General features: G+C 61.3%; 19 protein-coding genes and 1 pseudogene. 4 read left to right on the top strand and 16 right to left on the bottom strand.

Features of this window, described 5'->3' with window-relative positions; all coding sequences use genetic code 11:
- The 3 genes and pseudogenes from G454_RS17850 to G454_RS0105225 form a co-directional block, all read right to left on the bottom strand.
- Positions 1-354 (bottom strand): annotated as a pseudogene (locus G454_RS17850) (IS200/IS605 family accessory protein TnpB-related protein); the annotation flags it as partial.
- Entirely contained in the window at positions 323-646 is a 324-nt protein-coding gene (locus tag G454_RS17855; protein WP_211229967.1) for a hypothetical protein, read from the bottom strand. The pseudogene G454_RS17850 and the gene G454_RS17855, both read right to left, overlap by 32 nt.
- Positions 647-846: 200 nt before the next feature.
- Positions 847-1,284, bottom strand: coding sequence for a universal stress protein (locus G454_RS0105225; RefSeq protein WP_027717750.1), 438 nt, complete (start codon positions 1,282-1,284; stop codon positions 847-849).
- A gap of 160 nt (positions 1,285-1,444) precedes the next feature.
- Here G454_RS0105225 and G454_RS17860 point away from each other — a divergent pair, with 160 nt between their 5' ends.
- Together G454_RS17860 and rnhA are read left to right on the top strand one after the other, a co-directional pair.
- Positions 1,445-2,728, top strand: a complete 1,284-nt coding sequence (locus G454_RS17860) for an AAA family ATPase (protein WP_051275920.1) — start codon at positions 1,445-1,447, stop codon at positions 2,726-2,728.
- The gene (rnhA, locus tag G454_RS17865) at positions 2,716-3,204 is read left to right on the top strand and encodes a ribonuclease HI (RefSeq protein ID WP_035107035.1); all 489 of its coding nucleotides are present in this window, start codon (positions 2,716-2,718) and stop codon (positions 3,202-3,204) included. The genes G454_RS17860 and rnhA overlap by 13 nt, the downstream gene beginning before the upstream one ends.
- 36 nt (positions 3,205-3,240) lie before the next feature.
- On the opposite strand, the gene feoB is transcribed toward rnhA, so the two are convergent.
- The 4 genes from feoB to G454_RS17875 form a co-directional block, all read right to left on the bottom strand.
- Positions 3,241-5,214 carry a ferrous iron transport protein B gene (gene feoB, locus G454_RS0105240; protein WP_027717751.1) on the bottom strand — a complete coding sequence of 658 codons (1,974 nt, stop codon included), beginning with the start codon at positions 5,212-5,214 and terminating at the stop codon, positions 3,241-3,243.
- Between the two features lie 6 nt (positions 5,215-5,220).
- The gene (locus tag G454_RS0105245; RefSeq protein ID WP_027717752.1) at positions 5,221-5,442 is read right to left on the bottom strand and encodes a FeoA family protein; all 222 of its coding nucleotides are present in this window, start codon (positions 5,440-5,442) and stop codon (positions 5,221-5,223) included.
- 187 nt (positions 5,443-5,629) lie between these two features.
- Entirely contained in the window at positions 5,630-6,178 is a 549-nt protein-coding gene (lpdD, locus tag G454_RS17870; protein ID WP_211229968.1) for a prenylated flavin chaperone LpdD, read from the bottom strand.
- Positions 6,175-7,320 (bottom strand): class I SAM-dependent methyltransferase, encoded by a 1,146-nt coding sequence (locus G454_RS17875; RefSeq protein WP_051275922.1) that lies wholly within the window; start codon positions 7,318-7,320, stop codon positions 6,175-6,177. The genes lpdD and G454_RS17875 overlap by 4 nt, the downstream gene beginning before the upstream one ends.
- Positions 7,321-7,408: 88 nt before the next feature.
- Here G454_RS17875 and G454_RS0105260 point away from each other — a divergent pair, with 88 nt between their 5' ends.
- Both G454_RS0105260 and G454_RS0105265 read left to right on the top strand, forming a co-directional pair.
- Positions 7,409-7,639: a DUF1657 domain-containing protein gene (locus G454_RS0105260; RefSeq protein ID WP_027717753.1), complete on the top strand. Its 231-nt coding sequence runs from the start codon at positions 7,409-7,411 to the stop codon at positions 7,637-7,639.
- A 69-nt stretch (positions 7,640-7,708) separates the two neighbouring features.
- Entirely contained in the window at positions 7,709-8,158 is a 450-nt protein-coding gene (locus tag G454_RS0105265; RefSeq protein ID WP_027717754.1) for a PPC domain-containing DNA-binding protein, read from the top strand.
- Here the strand turns inward: G454_RS0105265 and selB are convergent.
- The 9 genes from selB to G454_RS20285 all read right to left on the bottom strand — a co-directional run bounded on the left by selB (position 8,148) and on the right by G454_RS20285 (position 18,434).
- On the bottom strand, positions 8,148-10,052 hold the full coding sequence (gene selB, locus G454_RS0105270) for a selenocysteine-specific translation elongation factor (protein WP_027717755.1): 1,905 nt from the start codon (positions 10,050-10,052) through the stop codon (positions 8,148-8,150). The two genes, G454_RS0105265 and selB, sit on opposite strands and share 11 nt — an antisense overlap.
- A 1-nt stretch (position 10,053) precedes the next feature.
- Positions 10,054-11,472: an L-seryl-tRNA(Sec) selenium transferase gene (gene selA / locus G454_RS0105275; protein WP_027717756.1), complete on the bottom strand. Its 1,419-nt coding sequence runs from the start codon at positions 11,470-11,472 to the stop codon at positions 10,054-10,056.
- Positions 11,473-11,542: 70 nt separating this feature from the next.
- Positions 11,543-12,610, bottom strand: a complete 1,068-nt coding sequence (gene mqnC / locus G454_RS0105280) for a cyclic dehypoxanthinyl futalosine synthase (RefSeq protein ID WP_027717757.1) — start codon at positions 12,608-12,610, stop codon at positions 11,543-11,545.
- A gap of 3 nt (positions 12,611-12,613) precedes the next feature.
- Positions 12,614-13,453: a menaquinone biosynthetic enzyme MqnA/MqnD family protein gene (locus G454_RS0105285; RefSeq protein WP_027717758.1), complete on the bottom strand. Its 840-nt coding sequence runs from the start codon at positions 13,451-13,453 to the stop codon at positions 12,614-12,616.
- Positions 13,450-14,556: an aminofutalosine synthase MqnE gene (gene mqnE / locus G454_RS0105290; protein ID WP_027717759.1), complete on the bottom strand. Its 1,107-nt coding sequence runs from the start codon at positions 14,554-14,556 to the stop codon at positions 13,450-13,452. Before mqnE ends, G454_RS0105285 begins: the two co-directional genes overlap by 4 nt.
- A gap of 31 nt (positions 14,557-14,587) precedes the next feature.
- The gene (locus tag G454_RS0105295) at positions 14,588-15,469 is read right to left on the bottom strand and encodes a UbiA-like polyprenyltransferase (protein WP_027717760.1); all 882 of its coding nucleotides are present in this window, start codon (positions 15,467-15,469) and stop codon (positions 14,588-14,590) included.
- On the bottom strand, positions 15,459-16,895 hold the full coding sequence (locus G454_RS0105300; protein ID WP_027717761.1) for a menaquinone biosynthesis decarboxylase: 1,437 nt from the start codon (positions 16,893-16,895) through the stop codon (positions 15,459-15,461). The genes G454_RS0105295 and G454_RS0105300 overlap by 11 nt, the downstream gene beginning before the upstream one ends.
- Before the next feature lie 18 nt (positions 16,896-16,913).
- On the bottom strand, positions 16,914-17,639 hold the full coding sequence (locus G454_RS0105305; protein ID WP_027717762.1) for a demethylmenaquinone methyltransferase: 726 nt from the start codon (positions 17,637-17,639) through the stop codon (positions 16,914-16,916).
- A 24-nt stretch (positions 17,640-17,663) separates the two neighbouring features.
- The gene (locus G454_RS20285; RefSeq protein ID WP_051275924.1) at positions 17,664-18,434 is read right to left on the bottom strand and encodes a polyprenyl synthetase family protein; all 771 of its coding nucleotides are present in this window, start codon (positions 18,432-18,434) and stop codon (positions 17,664-17,666) included.
- Positions 18,435-18,611 lie beyond the last annotated feature (177 nt).

Raw genomic sequence — 18,611 nt, forward strand, 5'->3', positions numbered from 1 at the left:
CTTCTTCCTGGCACGGCCTAATTTCGCCTCCATCTCTTCAATCTCTAGCACCAGAAGCTCCTTCTGGGAGTCCAGCAGGGCCTGCGCTTTCAACCGCGCGTCGTCCACGTACCGGGAGTTCAGCCCGAAAAGCTCCTGGCCGCGCCTCTTAATCTCATTCCGGGAAATACCTTCCAGAAGCCGGTTGAAGGCCCACCGCAGGCAGGAGCAGAAAAGCCGCATCTCCGTCTCCAGCGGGTCCTCCTCCCCTCGGCTCCGCCTCACAGACCGAAAAGCGGGTGCGGGGTAGTTCTCCGAAAAGAACTCCCCGCACACGGTCACGCTAAACTTGTTCTCTGCGCGCTTTTTCCGCATCCTCGATCAGCTCCCGGAAACCCTGCCGGACTTTCCTGCCGAGACTTTCGCCATAAAGCCGGGCCGAAAAAGAAGTCACAATAGCCAGCAGGTCCTGCACCAGTTCCGCATGGGCATCATCCGGCTCTTTTTGTGATGTGACTTCTATCTCCACGCCACAGTGGTTCAAGTGCCTCTCCAGATAGGCGTACCCGAAGCGGGCCAGCCGGTCGGCAATGAACCAGGAGGTGGTTTCCTCCCTGGAAACGGTGGTAGATACCCACAAGGCAGTAAGGGACCTTTTTACGGCCACAGATACAGCGGCGTGGGGTAAGCCGGCACTTATGTACTTTGGATCCTTTCGCCATGAAAGCAAGCTACTAAGCCGTTTTCGACTTATGTCCTTCTTTCGCCGCACAGGTTTTTATTTCCTGCCGCATTCTCTTGGGGAAGGAAAAAGAAAAAAGCCAGCCGGCCTTTTGGCATGGCGGACTTGGCTTCTTTCTGCGTTTTTTAGCGGACGATGAGCACCGGGCAGGGAGCATGGCGTACCACCCTGTTGCTCACGCTGCCCATGAGAAAGCCCCGGATTTCTCCCAGGCCCCTGCTGCCCATGACAATTAAGTCGTAGCGTCCCTCGTGGGCCTCGCGGCAGATCTCGTCTGCCGGGTGCCCCCAGACAAACTTCGTTGCCGGTTCTACACCGTTTTTTAGCATTTCCTGTTTTACCTGCTCGAGCACTTCAATAGCGTTTTTTTCCAGGCGGGCGCTTATCTGCTGCAGCACTTCCTCGATGCGGGGATCGTTGGTATTGACGTACCCTGGCAGGGGCTGCACCACATAAAAGGCGACCACCTGCGACCGGAAGTGCCTGGCCAGCTGCGCGGCGTGTGCCGCGGCAAGGGCCGCCCGCTGAGACCCGTCCACCGGGACCAGGATTTTGCTGTACATTTGCCCTACCCCCTGTAGTGTGAATGTGATATCGTGCACATGGCTATGGTTATGTTACACCAAACGGTCCACCCCGATCAATAATTTTTTGCTTTCTTCTCACGCTAAAAGGGGATTTTTACGGCAAAAGGAATTTTCTATTATGCGGGGGGATGCTTCCATGTCGCTTGTGCTGCGCGTCCCCAAAACTTCCCTGGTCGTGCTGTGCGGCCCCGCCGGGTGCGGCAAGTCCACCTTTGCTTCCCGCTGGTTTAAAGAAACGCAAATCGTTTCTTCGGACCGCTGCCGGGCCCTAGTCAGCGACAGCGAGGAAAACCAGGCCGCCACTCCCCAGGCATTTAGGGTCTTTCACTGCCTCATCGAGCAGCGACTCACGCTCGGCAGGCTCACGGTGGCCGACTCCACGGCGCTTGTTCCCAGGGCCAGGAGGGACCTCTTGCGGCAGGCCCGCAGGCACGATTTCCAGGCCGTACTGGTGGTTTTTAATTTCCCCGAAGAGCTGTGCCAGAAGTATAACGCTTCCCGGCAGAGGGTGGTAGACCCCGGAGTTGTTTCCAGGCACCACCGCCTCCTGCAACAGGCCCTGCAGACCGTGTACCGGGAGGGTTTCGACCTGGTCTACGTCATCACGCCCGAAGATCTCCCTTCTTTGCGGGTGGAGGTTGTCCCCCTGCCCGTGGAGGTTCCTCTTGACGGGCCCTTTGACCTCATCGGCGACGTGCACGGCTGCCTGGAGGAACTGGAGGAATTGCTGCAGAAGCTGGGCTACCGCAAGGTAGATGGCACCTGGCAGCATCCGGAGGGAAGAAAGGCCGTTTTCCTGGGCGACCTGGGGGATCGGGGGCCCCATAACCTTGCCAGCATCAAGCTGGTTATGGACATGGTCGAGGCCGGCTACGCGCTTTTCGTGCCGGGTAACCACGATAAAAAGCTGGCCGGCTATCTTACGGGAAGGCAGGTCCAGGTTACCCACGGGCTGGAGAAAACGGTAGAGGAGCTGGAGCGCCTGGAGCCGGAACAGCGGGAGGCATTTGCCCGGCGCTTCCTGGCCTTTTATTCCCGGTCGGTGCCCTACCTGGTTCTGGACGGGGGAAGGCTGGTGGCCGTACACGGGGCCATAAAAGAAAGGATGATCGGACGCCTTTCCCCGCGCATTGCCAGCTACTGCCTTTACGGGGAGGCCACGGGCAGGGTCACCCCGGAGGGGCTGCCGGAAAGGAGGGACTGGGCCGGCACGTACCGCGGGAAGGCCCTGGTGGTTTACGGCCACACGCCGGTGCCCGAGCCCGTCTTCCGTGGCCGTACCATTAACATTGACCAAGGCTGCGTGATGGGGGGCAAACTGACCGCCCTCCGTTACCCGGAGCGGGAAGTAGTGCAGGTGCCTGCCCGCAGGGTCTACTACACACCGGGGGATGGCGAGGTGGGAGCGTGGCGGAAATAGAGATATACACCGACGGGGCCTGCAGCGGCAACCCGGGACCCGGTGGGTACGGGGTGATCCTGCGCTGCGGGCCGCACACCAGAGAGCTTTCCGGGGGCTTTGCCCGAACCACCAATAACCGCATGGAGCTGATAGCCGTAATTAAGGGACTGGAAGCGCTGAAGAGGCCTTCCCGGGTTACCCTTTATACGGACAGCCGTTACATATACGATGCCGTGACCAAGGGCTGGCTGTGGCGCTGGAAGGCCAGGGGGTGGCGGCGCGAGGGCGGGGAGCGGGTCAAGAATGTGGATCTCTGGGAGCGTCTCCTTGCCCAGCTAAACAGGCACCAAGTTACCTTCGTCTGGGTAAAGGGGCACGCCGACAACCCCTACAATAACCGTTGCGACCGCCTGGCCCAGGAGGCCAGCCGCGCTCCTTCCCTGCCCGAAGATCCCGGCTACAGGGAGGAAGAGCATTGCGGAGGCTTGTTTTAAAAAAAGAGCGCCCCCGCGCGGGAGCGCTCTTACCCGCTAGCCGGTAATGTTGGAGGGCTTTAGGCGGCGCAGGGCATGGGAGAGGGCAATTACCGCCAGGGTAAGGGCGGCCAGGCCCAGGAGTACCGGGGCCGGCTGGATGGTTTCCGCCGAGTGCCCGAGGACGCGCGCCAGGCGGGAAACCAGGCCGCCGGTGAAGAAGGACGTTGCCCAGCTGGCAAACCAGATGAGGACGCCTTCCCACTTCGGACGCTCCTTAAGGATTACCAGCATGGAGGCAATGCACGGCACGAAGAGAGTGATGGTTACCAGGGCTACCAGAGTTTGGAGCGGCGAGAGGCTCATGCTGTAAAGCCCGGCGGCGCCGAAGTCGCGCCTTACAATGCCCATGATGAAGGCCGTGGCCGCTTCCCGGGGCAGGTTGAGCCAGCCTACCGTGAGGGGGGCCAGGAGCCCCTGCAGGACGTCCAGCAGGCCGGTGACCTGGAAAATCCCAATGGCCAGTGAACCCAGGGCAAAGAGCGGTGCGGCTTCCTTTAAGAAGTGGTAGGTCCTGGTAAGGGTTTTTTGCAGGACGTTCTCCAGGCGCGGCGGGCGGAGCGGGGGGAGATCGATGAGCAGGTTTGCCGACTCCCCCGGCAGAAGGGCGGACAGGAGGGTCCCGGCCATAACCAGCACGCTGAGGATGACCAACGAGTAGACGAGGATGTATTGCGGGCCCAGCCCGGTGAGCATGGCCGCGATGACGCCCATTTGCGCCGAGCACGGTATGGTCAGGCTCAAAAGAAAAATGGCAATCCTCCTCTCCCTCTCGGTCGAAAGGAGCCTGGTGGTTATGGTGGCCATGGTTACGCAGCCAAAGCCCAGGATAAGCGGGATAACGGCCTTGCCGTTTAAGCCTATGGACGTGAGCAGGCGGTCTGAGAGTACGGCAATGCGGGGCAGGTAACCGGAGTCCTCAAAAAGAGAAAGGAAGAAATAAAAGCCGGCCACCAGGGGCAGCAAGAGGCCCAGCAGGTAGGTTACGGTCATGGTCAGCAGGCCGTAATCCCCGATCAAGATGGTGCCCGGAGCCGATGAGGCGGGGATGAAGCGGGCAACGAAACCGCGCACCGCCGGCTCGTAAATTCCCTGCATGACGGTTCCCTCGGTGAAGTCCACCACCGTCCCGGCAACAAAGGTGCCTATTACCTTGTAGGCCACCCAGAGTGCCAGGGCCAGGAGGGGGATGCCCGTTAAGGGCCGGATCGTCCACATGCCCAGCGCCTGGCCGAAGCCCGCATGACGGCGGGCTTCCCTTACCACCAGGCGGCAGATCTCGTTAACCCTCTCCCGCCGGCGCCGGTAGATTTCCTCGCGGCGGTTGCCCGGCTCCAGCCCATGGCGTCCGGCTACTACCGGATCCCCTTCCAGTACCAGGAGGGCTTCCCCCTGGCTGTCCACGCGGCCCCGCAGGCTTTCGAGTTCCTCCGGCAGCCCCGGCGTGGGGTTGCCCGGCCTCGCCTCGCCCATCTTTTCTTTTAAGAGTTCCAGGCCCTCTTTCTTTACCGCCACCGTGGGTACCACCGGTACCCCCAACAGGTGGCTGAGTCGTTCCACGTCCACTTCTACGCCCATCTTGCGGGCCTCATCCATCATGTTCAGGGCTACCACGACCGGCACGCCGGTATCGATAATCTGCTGCGTGAGAAAGAGGTCCCTTTCCAGGTAGGCTGCCGAAACCACGTTGATCACCAGGTCGGCGGAGAGGATGATATCCCGGGCAATGCGTTCCTCGTCGTTAAAAGAGGACAGGCCGTATACCCCCGGCGTGTCGATAACCACGTCATGGCCGTACCTTCCGTAGATTATGTCCAGGGTTGTGCCGGGGTAATTGGAAACCTCGGTGTATATCCCGGTGAAGTGATGGAAGAAAACCGATTTGCCCGTGTTGGGGTTGCCGGCCAGGACGATGCGCCTGGCTCCCGGGGGCATTTCTATTTTTAAGCCCGCGCAATGGCAGTGGCCCATAGTGCCTTAAGCCACCTCCTCTACCTCTATCTGGCGGGCCAGCCGGCGACCGATGGCAATTTCCTGTCGGTTTTTGCTAATGACCACCGGTCCGGCGGGGATGACTTCGGTGCAGGTGACCACCTCCCCTTCGGCAATGCCGAAGCGCAGGGCCTGGGCGCGCACGGCTTCCGAGGGGATGGAGATGATGCGGCACCGCCGGCCTTTCCTTACGCAGTCAAGGGTCATGGCAGGGCCTCCCTTATGGTTATGAATTTCATTATCATCGATTGGGCAATTAAAAATGAAAGTGATTTTCATGTTAGATTTTAATTCCCGCCCTGCGGGCTGTCAAGGGGAAAGTTCAAGGCCGGTGAAATTCCCTGCATGAATAAGAATGGTGAGGGGGTTGCAGCCCCCCTCACCCCTGCCTTTTCTAAAAATCTTCCTCCACCGGGCACTCCCCGCCCTCGGTGGCCGGGCAGGAGGTTGTGCCCTCCAGGTCCGGTCCCGGGCAGCAGGCGGTGCCTTCCGGGCTTGTGCCCTGCGGCTCGTTTTTCTTCTTCTTTTCGGGCACCGGCATTTCACCTCCCGGACTTATTTTGTCCAGGCCCAGCTCCTTTAATAGCATCTCGCAGGCGTGCCAGGAGTTTTGCTTGAGGAGGGCGATGTCGCGGTCCGTGGCTCCCTCAACATGCAGGCCGGCGGCTAAGGCTACCGGCTGACCGGTAATTTTAGCCATTTCTTCCGCGAGCGGCTTGGCAATTTCATCGTCCTTATGGCCCACCAGGGGCGCGACAATGGAGTTGCAGCTGAGGCGCCGGGGATCGGCCAGGCTGGGCCGGGGGATGCTAAGGACCACCGCTCCCACGTGGGGCTTTTCCCCGCCCAGGAGGGAGAGGACGAGGCCTTCCCCCGTGAGGGTGGCCATGAGCCTTACGCGGTGCTTCCCTTCTCCGGCAGAAACGCATACATCCCTGATCATGGCGAAAGGCCCCTTTTCTTCTTGAACCCCGCAAGCGGAATTTTTTCCGTTCCCTTGCCTAAAGCCAGCACTTTGAAAACCTGCCCCATGCCCTCCGGGAGGACAAGGTTTTTCACGGCCATGGCCGCGCGCAGGGAGGCGGCGTCAAAGGCAAATTCCCTGGCCGGTCGGGGGATGGCCTCGAGAATGCCCAGGTTCAGGAGGAAATCACCCTGGGTGGTATAGCCGGCGACAAAAAACCCCTCTTCCTCTCCCCAGCGCATGAGGGCCGAAAAATCAACGTGGCTGGTAATGTCCTGGGTACCCGGAGCGTGGAGGGGATCTGCGCCCATGCGGTGCCTACGGTAGCAGCGCAGCGTACCTTTAAAGCGGGAGGGGTGATAAAGCTCCTCTGCCGGCATGCCGTAGTCGATGACAAAGAGAAAGCCCTTTTGCAGCCAGGAGGCCACTTCCCCCAGCCACTCCCGTGCCGCCAGGTTTACCTCGGCGGTCTGGCCGGGGAGGAGCCTGACGCCCGTGGCAGCCAGGTACTCCTCTATGCGGGGATCGGACGGCTCCCCCTCTTCCTCCACAAAAGACCCGTCCCGCCAGCCCACGTATAGCTCTTTCAGCCCGCGGGAGGTCTGGCGCACGCGGTGCACCGGCAGGGCGTCCACAAACTCGTTGCCGAACACAACTCCCTGGCGCTTGCACTCCTCGCCCGGGTGAGAAAGCCTCGCCGCCCAGCTCACCTTCCCGGGGGGAAGACCGGCCAGTGTCTCTTTTTGCCTCCGCCTCATCGCGGGGCTAATCTCGATGAGGCGGTAGTGCACGGCGGCCCAGGCTCTAGGATGATCCCTCTCCAGGGCCCGCAAGATGTCCCGGGCCAGGGTTCCCCTGCCCCCGCCGTACTCCACCAGGCACCACTCCGGCGGTTCACCCAGAAGCTCCCAGATCTGGGCAAACTGCTTGGCCAGCATGGCCCCGAAGAGAGGGTGAACTTCCGGCGCGGTATAAAAGTCGCCCCGGAAGCCGATCTTTTCCTCGGGAGAATTGTAGTAGCCGCCTTCGGGGTCGTACAGGGCCATTTCCATAAACTCTTTAAAGGTAAGCGGTCCCTTTTCCCGGATGCGGGTGCTGATTTTTGCCGTGAGATCCGCCACGCGATCCACCTGCCATACTTTCGCCGTAAATTGCCCATAATAGAATTGTCCCGAAACTTAAAACTTTTTGGTGTGAGGAGGTAAAAGGATGACCATTGGCGAAAAGATGCATCAGACCCTGGCCTCTTTGGAGTCCGCTGCGGCCAACTTAAAATCTTTTTCGCTGGACACGCAGGACCCCGGCGCCAAGAGCATGTTTGCCAGCTACGCCCAGCAACTGGAAAGCATTTGCCAGGGGCTGCGGGGGCGCATAAATTATATTGAGCACCAGGAGCCGCAGTACCGCGTCATGCAGGGGCAGGAAAAGCAGAAGCAGTAAGCTTCCGGCGGCGCAAAGGGTCCAGGGCCATCCTGGGCCCTTAAATTTTTTAAGAGAAGGTGGTTGCACATGGTCGTTAAGATGGTCGATCGGGGGCGCATCATTATGGGCCGCCTGCCAAAGGGGGCGGACCTGCTGGCTTCTCTTACGCGGTTGTGCCTGGAGGAGAATGTACAGCTGGGGGTGGTGCGGGCCATTGGGGCCGTGACCCGGGCGCGGGTAGGGTTTTACGACCAGCAGCACAGGACCTACCGCTACCTGGAATTCAACCGGCCCCACGAGATCATCAGCCTGGAAGGCAACATTTCCAGAAAGGACGGCCAGCCCTTCGTGCACGCTCACATAGCCCTCATGTCCGAGGAGGGGCAAATGGTGGGCGGCCACCTGGTGGAGGGTACGGAGGTATTTGCCTGCGAGTTTGTCATTACCGAGTTCATTTACGAGGCCGACAACACCTTTGAGCGTATTTTTGATGAGGAGACGGGCCTTTTCCTCTGGCCCCCCCGCGTCAAGCCCTGAGCACCCGCTTGTCCCCCACCCGCCTGGTGACCCTCTCCCGGTCGAGGTATTCCAGCAGGGGGAGGGCATACTTGCGCGAGGTCTGCAGGAGGTCCCTGGCCTCCCCTACGGTAATTTCTCCTCTTTCCTGCAGGTATTTCACCACGGCCTGTCGCGCCAGATCCAGGCAAGCGGCGTGAAAGTAAAGGCCCTCGCCTATTTTCACCAGGATGCCCTTTTTTTGCATGTATTGCAGGACTTCCTGTGCCGCGGATTCGGCCAGCCCTACCGTCTGGCAGGCCTCCTCCCAGGCGGGGGGCTGGAATTTTCTCTCCCGGTAGAGGTTGGAAAGGGCATCTATTTGTTCCTGCTGGGCAGGAGTGGGTGACGGGGCAAAGCCTGCCAGGGCCACCTCCTGGGCGGAAACCCTCAGCAGACCGTCCTCTTCCATGGCCAGCAGGAGGTGGTGAAACTGCTTGCTGTTCAGGTGGGGAAACAGCCGAGAGCGCAGCTCTTCCTTGGGCAGCCCCTCCCGCAGGGGGAATTCCCGGTGATAATCCTCCAGCAGCCGCTTTACCTTCGCGGCCCAGCCTTCATAAACTTCCCGTGCGAGGAAATAGGCCTGGTTGTCTACCGCAATGCGGCGGGCCAGGCCTTTTCCGGCCAGCGATTCCAGAGAGTGCTGCGCCGCCTCCCCGGCCATCCCTATAACCTGCGCCAGCTCCACAGGGGTGTAAAGGGCAGGGCGGCTTTGCAGCTGGCAGAGGACTTGCTCCTCCGGCGACCCCCTTTCCTTGGTTAGAAGGGCGGCTATTACCTGCGGGCGCAGCCGCCGGTGCTTGGGGGCGACGGGGTCGATGACCTGGCCGCCCCCGATGGTGCGCATGGGCGAGAGGGAGCGGATGACAAAGCGGTCCCCGCGCACGGCCACGGTGGGTTCCCTTAGTTCCAGCTGGGCCAGAGCCGTTTCGCCCGGTGCCAGCTCTTCTCGGTCGAGCAGCACCACCCGGCAGATTATCTCCGCCGTCCCCAGGTGCAGGCGTGCCTGGGCGCGGTTCTTGAGCGCTCCCGCCGTTTTGAGCAGGTAGAGGCGCACGTCCAGGCGGTAGGAGGGCGCGAGGCTGCCCGGGGTGGCCAGCACGGAGCCCCGGGAGATTTCGCTTACCTCCACCCCGCTCAGGTTCACGGCCACCCGCTGGCCGGCCCTGGCCTCACTCACTTTCCTGCCGTGTACTTGCAGGGTGCGTGCCCGAGTGCTGGTGCCCTGGGGCATGATTACCAGGGGGTCGCCGGGGCGGAGAATGCCGCTCCAGAGTGTCCCCGTGGCTACCGTGCCAAAGCCGGTGATGGAGAACACGCGGTCCACCGGCAGGCGCACGCTGCCGCTGGTAGGCCGCGGGGGCACTTCCCCCGCCACGCGGTCGATGGCCGCCAGGAGGTCGCCGAGTCCCTGGCCGGTTATGCTGGAGACTTCTATCACGGGGGCTCCCCGCAGGATGGTTTCATTTAAAAACTCGTTGACCTCTTCCTTTACCAGTTCCAGCCATTCCCTGTCCACCAGGTCCACTTTGGTGAGCGCTACTACTCCCCGCGGTATCTGCAGGAGGTTGATGATGTCCACATGCTCCCTTGTCTGGGGCATGACTCCTTCGTCGGCGGCAATGACCAGCAGCACCATGTCAATGCCCCCCACCCCCGCCAGCATGTTTTTAATGAACCTCTCGTGGCCGGGCACGTCCACGATGCTGGCCGAGCGGCCGCTGGGGAGCTTCAAGGGAGCAAAGCCCAGCTCGATGGAGATGCCCCTCTCCTTTTCTTCTTTCAGGCGGTCCGTGTCCACCCCGGTAAGGGCCTTGACCAGCATGGTTTTGCCGTGGTCCACGTGGCCCGCAGTACCGATCACCAGGTGCTCCACTTCATGACTCCTCCCCGCCAAGGACGGCCTTGACCAGGGCCTTTAAAAGGTCTTCCTCTTCTTCCGGCAGCACGGTGCGCAGGTCCAGCACCAGCCTGTCTTCCTGGAGCCTTCCCATGACCGCCGGTTCCCCGCCGCGCAACCTCTGCGCCAGCTCGGAAACGCTCATCGCCCGGGGCCTGATGGTAACCGCCGCCGAGGGAATCTCCGCGGTGGGCATAGCTCCTCCTCCCACCTGAGAAAAGGTTGCCTCCACCTCCACCAGCGCTTTTCCCGCAAGCATCCCGCGGAGGCGGCGCGCTGCGGCCTCCGCCCTCTCCGCAATTTCTGACCTGGGGGCGGTGAGCATGCGCAGCGCGGGTACCTTGGCCAGGGCCTTTTGCGGCTCCAGGTAAAGCCGCAGGGTGGCTTCCAGGGCGGCAACGGTTAATTTGTCCACGCGCAGGGCTCTGGTCAGCGGGTTTTTCCTCATCATTTCAATGTACTGGCGCCTTCCCACGATGATGCCGGCCTGCGGCCCACCCAGGAGCTTGTCGCCGGAAAAGGTTACCACGTCCGCCCCTGCGGCCACCGTTTCCTGCACCGTGGGCTCATGGGGCAACCCGAGGGCGCTCAGGTCCACCAGCGAGCCGCTTCCCAGGTCGCTCATCACCGGCAGGTTGTACTCCCTGCCCAGGGATACCAGCTCGGCTACCGTAATCTCGCGCACGAACCCCACCAGGCGGTAGTTGCTGGTGTGCACGTGCAAGAGGAGGGCCGTTTGGGGGCCGATGGCCCGCCGGTAATCCTGGGGGTAGGTCTTGTTGGTGGTGCCTACCTCCACCAGGATGGCCCCGCTCTGGGCCATTACGTCCGGGATGCGGAATGATCCTCCGATCTCCACCAGCTGGCCGCGGGAGACGATTACCTCCCGCCCGCGGGCCAGGGTGCTCAGGGCCAGGAGCACCGCCCCGGCGTTGTTGTTCACCACCATGGCCGCTTCCGCCCCGGTGAGCCCGGTGAGGAGTTCCTCCAGGTGCACGTAGCGGGAGCCCCTCTTCCCGCTGGCCAGGTCCAGCTCTAGGTTGGAGTAGCCGCTGGCGGCCATGTGCACGGCCTCCTGCGCTTCCCCGGCCAGGACCGCCCGTCCCAGATTGGTATGGAGTACCACTCCGGTGGCATTAATGACCCGCCTCAGCCGGGGGCGCAGGCTCCTTTTCACTTCTTCCCGCACCTCTTTGACGATCCTTGAGGTTATGGACTCCCGCCTGCCTTCAGGCGCATTACCTTCCATAATGCTTCGGCGCCAGCGATCCAGCACCTCCCGGACGGCCTGCACCACTATCCCGCGCGGCGCAAAGTCCAGCAGAGCGGCCACCTCGGGAGCGCGGAGGACCTCGTCCACCGCCGGCAGCTGGCGCAGCATTTCCCTGGCCACCATCTTTAAAAACCCAGCCTCCAGTAAAGCTTGATAATAATTGGAGCGACAACGGGAAGGCCCGCGCTTCCGGCTAGTATTCCCTGAGGACCTCGTATGAGGTGCTGCGCTGGGCGGGTATGAACCCCGCTTCCCGAATGCAGCGGAGGATTTCCTCCAGGGGAACGCGGTAGCAGGCCCCGGCTGCTCGCACCACGTTTTCTTCCAGCATGGTGCTGCCGAAATCGTTGGCCCCGAAGAAGAGGGCCACCTGGGCCACCTTTGCCCCCTGGGTGACCCAGGAAACCTGTATATTGGGAACGTTATCCAGCACCAGCCGTGAGACGGCCAGGGTGCGCAGGTAGTCCAGGCTGCCGGTTTCCTCGCCCCCCAGGGCGGTGTGGCGCGGCTGGTAACTCCAGGGGATGAAGGCGGTAAAGCCGCCCGTCTCGTCCTGGAGGTCGCGCACCCTGACCAGGTGCAGGACGCGCTCCTCGGGGGTTTCCAGGTGCCCGAACATCATCGTGGCGGTGGTTTTGAGCCCCAGCAGGTGGGCCTCGCGCATGACCTCCACCCACTGGCGCCAGGAAATCTTGTGCGGGCTGATGAGCCGCCTTACTCTGTCCACCAGGATTTCGGCTCCCCCGCCGGGGATGGAGTCCAGGCCGGCTGCTTTTAGCCGCACCAAGACCTCTCTGACGGTCAGCCCGGACCGGCGGGCCATATGCACTATTTCCGGGGGCGAGAAGCAGTGGAGGTGAATGTTGTAGCGCTCTTTGATGGAGCGCAGGAGATCCAGGTAGTAATCCAGCCCCAGGTCGGGGTGCAGCCCGCCCTGAATGAGCAGCGACGTGCCACCTGCGCGGATGGTTTCCTCAATCTTGGCAAAAAGCTCTTCCCTGCTTAAAACGTAGGCCCCGGGGTCGCCGGGGCGGCGGTAGTAAGCGCAGAACCGGCAGCCGCAGACGCACACGTTGGTGTAGTTTATGTTGCGGTCGATAACAAAGGTTACCCGGCGGTGCGGGTGCAGGCGGCGGCGCACCGCGTCGGCTGCCTTCCCCAGCGCGTGGATGTCCGCGTATTTTAAAAGCGCTACCCCTTCCTCTAAAGACAGCCTCTCCCCGGCGGCGGCTTTGGCCAGCGCGGCTGCTACTTCCCGCACGCCCTATTCCCCCCAGATGTTTAGCTTGACCCTCTCTTCAATGAGGCCGCTCTTGTAGGCGTAATCGTAATAAAGCAGGAGCCCCCGGCGGTAGCTTTCGTCAAAGCGGTAGTGGATTACCCGGAAGTAATCGTTGAGCATGGCCGGGGGCAGGCCCGTCTGCCGGTGGGCTTTGTTAACCACCGCCGGGAGGCTTTCCATCCCCGCCTGCCAGGAGTTTAAAAGGGTCCTGGCCAGCAGGGCGGTTTCCTGGGGAAAGGCCTCGGCAAATTCCCTGCGCACCGCCCACACGGCAAAGACCATTTTTTCGCCGGTAAAGTCCTTCCAGGCCTGGCCCAGGTCGGTAACCACCAGCGGTATGCCTTCGCGCGCTACCCGGTGGTGGGCAATCATGGCCTCATCTCCAATGAGCAGGGCGGCGTCTCCTTCTTTGAGCATCTCCGCAAGGCCGCCGCTGGCAGGGCGAAACTCGGCTTCCACGTGATAGTAGTGCTCAAAGAGCACGCGCAGGAGGGCCACCGAGGTTGCCGAGGCGGTGGTCACGCAAACGGTCCTGTTTTCCAGCTCGGTAACCGGCAGGCGGCTGAAGAGCAGCACGCTCGCCACCCTCCCGTCGGCGGCTATGGAGAGGTGGGGCAGGATGAGGCACTCACCGGGGTGCCGCGCGTACTCGATGCTCGAGAGGGGCGTGCAGTGAAGGCCCCCTTCCCAAAAGAGGCGGTTTAAAAAAGTAGGGGTACCCTTAACCAGCTCTCCGTCCAAGGGCAGCAGGCCCTCTTCCAGAGCGTAGTAAACCGGGAGGCAGTTAAGGGAGTTTATCCGTCCCAGGCGCAGCTTGGTCATGCCCTTTCCTCCCAGATGACGTTGTAGAGGGTATCCCGCTCCACCGGTATGCGACCTGCTTCCCGGATCATTTTAACCAGTTTCTCCCTGGGCATGTACTGTTCCGTCTCCGCTCCGGCATCGTGGGCAATCTTTTCCTCCACCACCGTGCCGTCCAGGTCGTCGACGCCAAAGGAAAGGGCGATCTGGGCCAGCTTGGGCCCGATCATGATCCAGAAGGCCTTGATGTGGTCAAAGTTGTCCAGGAGGAGGCGCGCTACGGCCAGCACCTTGAGGTCCTCGTAGCCGGTGGGGCCGGTGATGCCCATTGCTTCCAAGGCGGTGTTTTTGGGGTGAAAGGCCAGGGGGATAAAAGCCATAAATCCTCCGGTGCGGTCCTGGAGGTCCCGCAGGCGGAGCAGGTGGTCCACCCGCTCTTCGTAGGTTTCAATGTGCCCGTAGAGCATGGTGGCGTTGGTGCGCATACCCAGGCGGTGGGCGGTCTCGTGGATCTCGAGCCAGCGTTCCCCGCTGATCTTGCGCGGGCAGATAACCTGGCGGACCCGCGGGGCAAATATTTCCGCTCCCCCGCCGGGAAGGGAGTCCAGCCCGGCCTCCATGAGCAGCCGCAGGGTCTCCTCCACGGAAAGGCCGCTGGTACGGGCCAGGTAGTCCACCTCCACGGCGGTAAAGGCCTGGATGACTACCCCCGGCAGGGCACGGCGCACGCGGCGCAGCATCTCCAGGAAGTAGTCAAGCCCCAGGGAGCTGTTGAGCCCGCCCACAATGTGTATTTCCGTGACGCCCTTCCCCCGGCACTCTAAGGCCTTGGCCTCGATCTCGTCTAAGGAAAGGGTGTATGCTCCGGGGTCTTGTGCATCCCTGCCGAAGGCGCACAGGGGGCAGCGGTTGATGCATATGTTGGTATGGTTGATGTGGCGGTTGACGATAAAATAAGCCCGATTGCCGTTTTTTCTTTGCCGCACCAGGTCGGCCAGGTGGCCGATGGTCAGCAGGTCGCGGGACTGGAAGAGGCGCACGCCGTCTGCAAAGCCCAGGCGTTCCCCTGCGTATACTTTGGCGGCAATGTCCTTGAGCTCGCTGCTTACGTAAAACTCTTTCATTTTTAACAGACCATCCCGTCCCTAAGATAGCTTACTTGAAGACCGGTAGCGGAAAGAGAACGTCTAGAAGCGTAAAGACAAAGACCACCACGCTGAGCGTGCCGTTGAGGTTAAAAAAGGCCACCCCGCTTTTGGAAAGATCCCGCGGGGAAACCAACCTGTGCTGCTTGTAAAGCAGGTAGAGGGCAATTAGCAGGCCGGTTAAGTAGAAAAGCCCCAGCTTGAGGGCTGCGGCGAGGGCTCCCAGAAAAACGGCGGCCAGAAAATGAAAAAAAGAGGATACAGATAGAGCCCTGGCCAGCCCGAAGCGGGCGGGGATGGAGTGAAGGCCGTAGGAGCGGTCGAACTCGTAATCGCTGCAGGCGTAGATGATATCAAAGCCGGCCACCCAGAAGAGAACCCCCAGCCCCAGCAAAACGGCGGCGGGGTCGAGGCGGTTGGCTATGGCCACCCAGGCTCCCGCCGGGGCCAGCCCCAGGGCCAGGCCCAGAAAGAGGTGGCATGTCCAGGTAAAGCGCTTGGTATAGGGGTAAAAGGAGAGTACGGCCACCGCCACGGGGGAAAGCTTGAAGGCCAGGGGGCTCAGCTGGTAGGCGGCCAGCAGTAAAAGCCCGAAAGAGAGGATTACGGCCAGCCAGACTTCCCTTACCGAAATGAGGCCCCGGGGAAGCGCCCGGTTGGCGGTGCGGGGGTTGAGCGCGTCAATGTGCCGGTCAATTAACCGGTTAAGGCTCATGGCTGCCGTCCGGGCCCCCACCATGGCCAGGGTGATCCACAGGAGGCTGCCGGCCTCGGGCACTTTTTTTTCCACCAGCAAAGCGCTGGTGTAGGCAAAAGGGAGGGCAAAAATGGTGTGCTCGAACTTAATCATTTCCAGGAAAATCCTTGTCTTGTAGACCACCCTAGAAACCATAGCTGCTCCACTTCCTGCTTACCAGCTCTTTAATTTCTGCGCACATCTCAATTTCCTCCGGCCACTGCCGGGGGTGCCCCTCCGAGGGTCCCTTGGCGGTGGCGTCAATGCCCATCTTGCTGCCGTAATGGGGCGTGGGCGAAGAGTGGTCCAGGGCATCCAGGGGGCCGTCCACAATGAGGATGTCCCGCCGCGGGTCCACATTGTTAAAGACCTGCCAGAAAACCTCGGAGAGATCGTGCACGTTTACCTTTTCATCTACTACAATAATTACTTTTGTTAAGGCCATCAAGCCCATTCCCCAGAGGGCGCACATGACTTTTTTTGCCTGCCCGGGATAGCTTTTCTTAATGGAGACGATGACGCAGTTGTGAAATACCCCCTCAAAGGGCATGTTCATGTCCTTTACCTCGGGCAGCTGCAGGCGGATGAGGGGCAGGAAGATGCGCTCGGTGGCCTTGCCGAGGTAGGCGTCTTCCATGGGGGGCCTACCCACCACCGTGGCCATATAAATAGGGTGGCGGCGGCGGGTTATACAGGTAAGGTGAAACACGGGGTAGTAATCCGGCAGGGAATAAAAGCCGGTGTGGTCGCCGAAGGGACCCTCCAGGCGCAGTTCTCTGGGGTCCACGTAGCCCTCGAGGACGATCTCGGCGTTGGCGGGGACTTCCAGGTCCACCGTTTCGCACCTGACCATCTCCACCGGTTCCTTGCGCAAAAAACCGGCCAGCAGCATCTCGTCAATGCCGTGGGGCAGGGGCGCGGTGGCGGCGTAAACCACCGCCGGGTCGGCGCCAATTACTACGGCCACGGGCATGGGGCCTTCGTACCGCCTGGCGTGTTCCGCGCCGCCTTTGTGGATGTGCCAGTGCATCCCCGTGGTGCGCTCATCAAAAACCTGCATGCGGTACATGCCCACATTGCGCCGCCCGGTAACGGGGTCTTTGGTAAAAACAAGGGGAAGGGTGATGAAGGGGCCGCCGTCCTTGGGCCAGCACTTGAGAACGGGCAGCTCGGCCAGGGAAGGGTTGTCCTTGATGATGACCTCTTTGCAGGGGCCGGTTTTCACCACCCTGGGGAAAAAGGAGGCCAATTGCGCCAGCTTGGGCAGGGCCTTTATTTTCTCCCACAGCGTGGCGGGCAACGTTTCGGGCATGAAGAGCTCCACCAGCTCTTCCCCGAGGCGGTCGAGGCTTTCCGTTTCCAGGGCCAGGCACATCCGCTCCATGGAGCCGAAGGTGTTGGTGAGGACGGGAATGTCGTAGCCCCTTACCTTTTCAAAAAGAAGCGCCGGACCCCCGGCCTTGCAGACGCGGTCGGTGATCTCGCTTATTTCCAGCTCCGCCTCCACTTCTACGGAGATCCTTTTTAAAAGCCCCCTCTTTTCCAGTACGGCAAGGAAGGCGCGCAGGTCCTTGTAGGCCATTTACGGTACCTCCGCCGGCTAGGCTACGGTTCCTACATGCACGCTGACAATGCCGCCGGTAAGCTCGTAAAACTTTACGTCATGAAGGCCTGCCTTCCTGAAGATCTCCCCCAGTTCCCTCTGGTGGGGAAAGTCCTTCAAGGAGCGGGGCAGGTAGCTGTAGGGGCCGCCCTGGCCCGCCCACAGGCGCCCCAGGAGGGGAACCAGGTAATTGAAATAGAGGTAATATAGCTGCTTGAAGACGGGTAGGTCGGGCTTGGAAAGCTCCAGGGAAACCACCTTGCCGCCGGGCTTCACTACCCTGGCCATTTCGGCAATGGTGCGGTAAATGTCCGGCACGTTGCGCAGGGCAAAGCCAATGGTGGCGCAGTCAAAGGTGTTGTCCGGGAAGGGGAGGTCCACGGCGTTGCCGTAAACCAGCGTTACCTGCCGGGCGTAAGGGGTTTTGCCGATGTTTTCCCTGGCCCGCTCCAGCATTTTTTCGCAGAAATCCACGCCCACCACGCCCCCCCGTGGGCCCGCCAGGCGCGCCAGCTCGAGGGTGAGCATACCGGTGCCGCAGCAGACGTCCAGGCCCCTTCCTCCCGGCTGCAGGCCCGTTTGCGCGGCGGCAAAGCGGCGCCAGTATTTGTCCCGGTTGAAGCTTAAAATGGTGTTCAGGAGGTCGTAGCGGTGGGCTATCGAGGAAAAAAGGGCGTGCACGTATTCTTCTTTGCTGCTGTAGGGGGAAGGAACGGTGGCCATATGGTTACTCTCCTCCGGGCAGGGCTAGACTACCTGCAAGGCCAGATCGGGGCGTGCTGCCTGATACCACAGCACCACCAGCTCCTTTAAGGCCTCGCGGGCCTCCCCCAGGGGGAGCCTGTCCAGCAGCGCAAGGGCTTTTTCCACATACGCTCTCACCTCAAAACCCAGGTCGTTCAGGACGAGGGCCATGCCGTAGTTCAGGCCGAAGCGGTAGAGAATTTCCTCCTCTTCCTCTGAAGCCCCGCAGAGGCGGGCGGCCAGGCGGCAGCTCTCGCCCAGCAGGAGGGCGCCCTCCTTTAAGGCCGCCTTTCTAAGCAATTCCGCGCGGGAGATTTCCTTGTTGTTTTGTAACCTTAAAATGCTGCCCTCGCTTATCTGGCAGATAACCCGGGCCAGCGGCTGGAGGTAGGAAAGGATGCCGTGTCGGCACAGGCAGTTAAAAAAGTGACTATACAGGTAGTCACCCACCAGCACCGGGTACTGGTAACATTCCCGGGGATCTCCCGTACCCGGCCACTCCTGGACGCTCTGGTGGGAGCGGGCGGCCAGATATATGAAATGTACCACTGCTGCCAGGGCTATTACCGGCGCTGCGGGAGGCCCGAAAAGGCGGGCGCAGAGGAGCACCAGCACGGAGGGGAGGGTATGCTGCGAGGCAAAGGTGAGCAATTGCCCCGGCTCTCCCGCCGCAGGTGCCTTGGATGAATGGAGGGACTGCCTGACAATTTTTTGCATTTCCAGGAGCTCGCCCTGGATGGGCGAAAGAACCCTCTCCCATGCCCCTTCGCTCATAAACAGCCTCCCCGCAAGACTTCTCGGGTTTTTAAACCCCAACTTAGTATTGTTTCGTGACGGCTAAAAAATTTCCTTCCGGGGAGAAAAAGTGCCCTGAAAATGCAGCAGGCCCTGCTTCCCACATGGAGGAACTAGCAGGGCCCGCTAGCCTTTTGTCAGCCGGGTACTAATAAA

Source organism: Desulfovirgula thermocuniculi DSM 16036, from assembly GCF_000429345.1.
GTDB lineage: Bacteria > Bacillota > Desulfotomaculia > Desulfotomaculales > Desulfovirgulaceae > Desulfovirgula > Desulfovirgula thermocuniculi.

What these genes read in the sequence shown, in the direction of transcription:
- G454_RS0105225 (WP_027717750.1), bottom strand. Translation starts at nt 1,284, where the DNA reads ATGTACAGCAAAATCCTGGTCCCGGTGGACGGGTCTCAGCGGGCGGCC.
- G454_RS17860 (WP_051275920.1), top strand. Translation starts at nt 1,445, where the DNA reads ATGTCGCTTGTGCTGCGCGTCCCCAAAACTTCCCTGGTCGTGCTGTGC.
- feoB (WP_027717751.1), bottom strand. Translation starts at nt 5,214, where the DNA reads ATGGGCCACTGCCATTGCGCGGGCTTAAAAATAGAAATGCCCCCGGGA.
- G454_RS0105245 (WP_027717752.1), bottom strand. Translation starts at nt 5,442, where the DNA reads ATGACCCTTGACTGCGTAAGGAAAGGCCGGCGGTGCCGCATCATCTCC.
- lpdD (WP_211229968.1), bottom strand. Translation starts at nt 6,178, where the DNA reads ATGATCAGGGATGTATGCGTTTCTGCCGGAGAAGGGAAGCACCGCGTA.
- G454_RS0105260 (WP_027717753.1), top strand. Translation starts at nt 7,409, where the DNA reads ATGACCATTGGCGAAAAGATGCATCAGACCCTGGCCTCTTTGGAGTCC.
- G454_RS0105265 (WP_027717754.1), top strand. Translation starts at nt 7,709, where the DNA reads ATGGTCGTTAAGATGGTCGATCGGGGGCGCATCATTATGGGCCGCCTG.
- selA (WP_027717756.1), bottom strand. Translation starts at nt 11,472, where the DNA reads ATGGTGGCCAGGGAAATGCTGCGCCAGCTGCCGGCGGTGGACGAGGTC.
- G454_RS0105285 (WP_027717758.1), bottom strand. Translation starts at nt 13,453, where the DNA reads ATGACCAAGCTGCGCCTGGGACGGATAAACTCCCTTAACTGCCTCCCG.
- mqnE (WP_027717759.1), bottom strand. Translation starts at nt 14,556, where the DNA reads ATGAAAGAGTTTTACGTAAGCAGCGAGCTCAAGGACATTGCCGCCAAA.
- G454_RS0105295 (WP_027717760.1), bottom strand. Translation starts at nt 15,469, where the DNA reads ATGGTTTCTAGGGTGGTCTACAAGACAAGGATTTTCCTGGAAATGATT.
- G454_RS0105300 (WP_027717761.1), bottom strand. Translation starts at nt 16,895, where the DNA reads ATGGCCTACAAGGACCTGCGCGCCTTCCTTGCCGTACTGGAAAAGAGG.
- G454_RS0105305 (WP_027717762.1), bottom strand. Translation starts at nt 17,639, where the DNA reads ATGGCCACCGTTCCTTCCCCCTACAGCAGCAAAGAAGAATACGTGCAC.
- G454_RS20285 (WP_051275924.1), bottom strand. Translation starts at nt 18,434, where the DNA reads ATGAGCGAAGGGGCATGGGAGAGGGTTCTTTCGCCCATCCAGGGCGAG.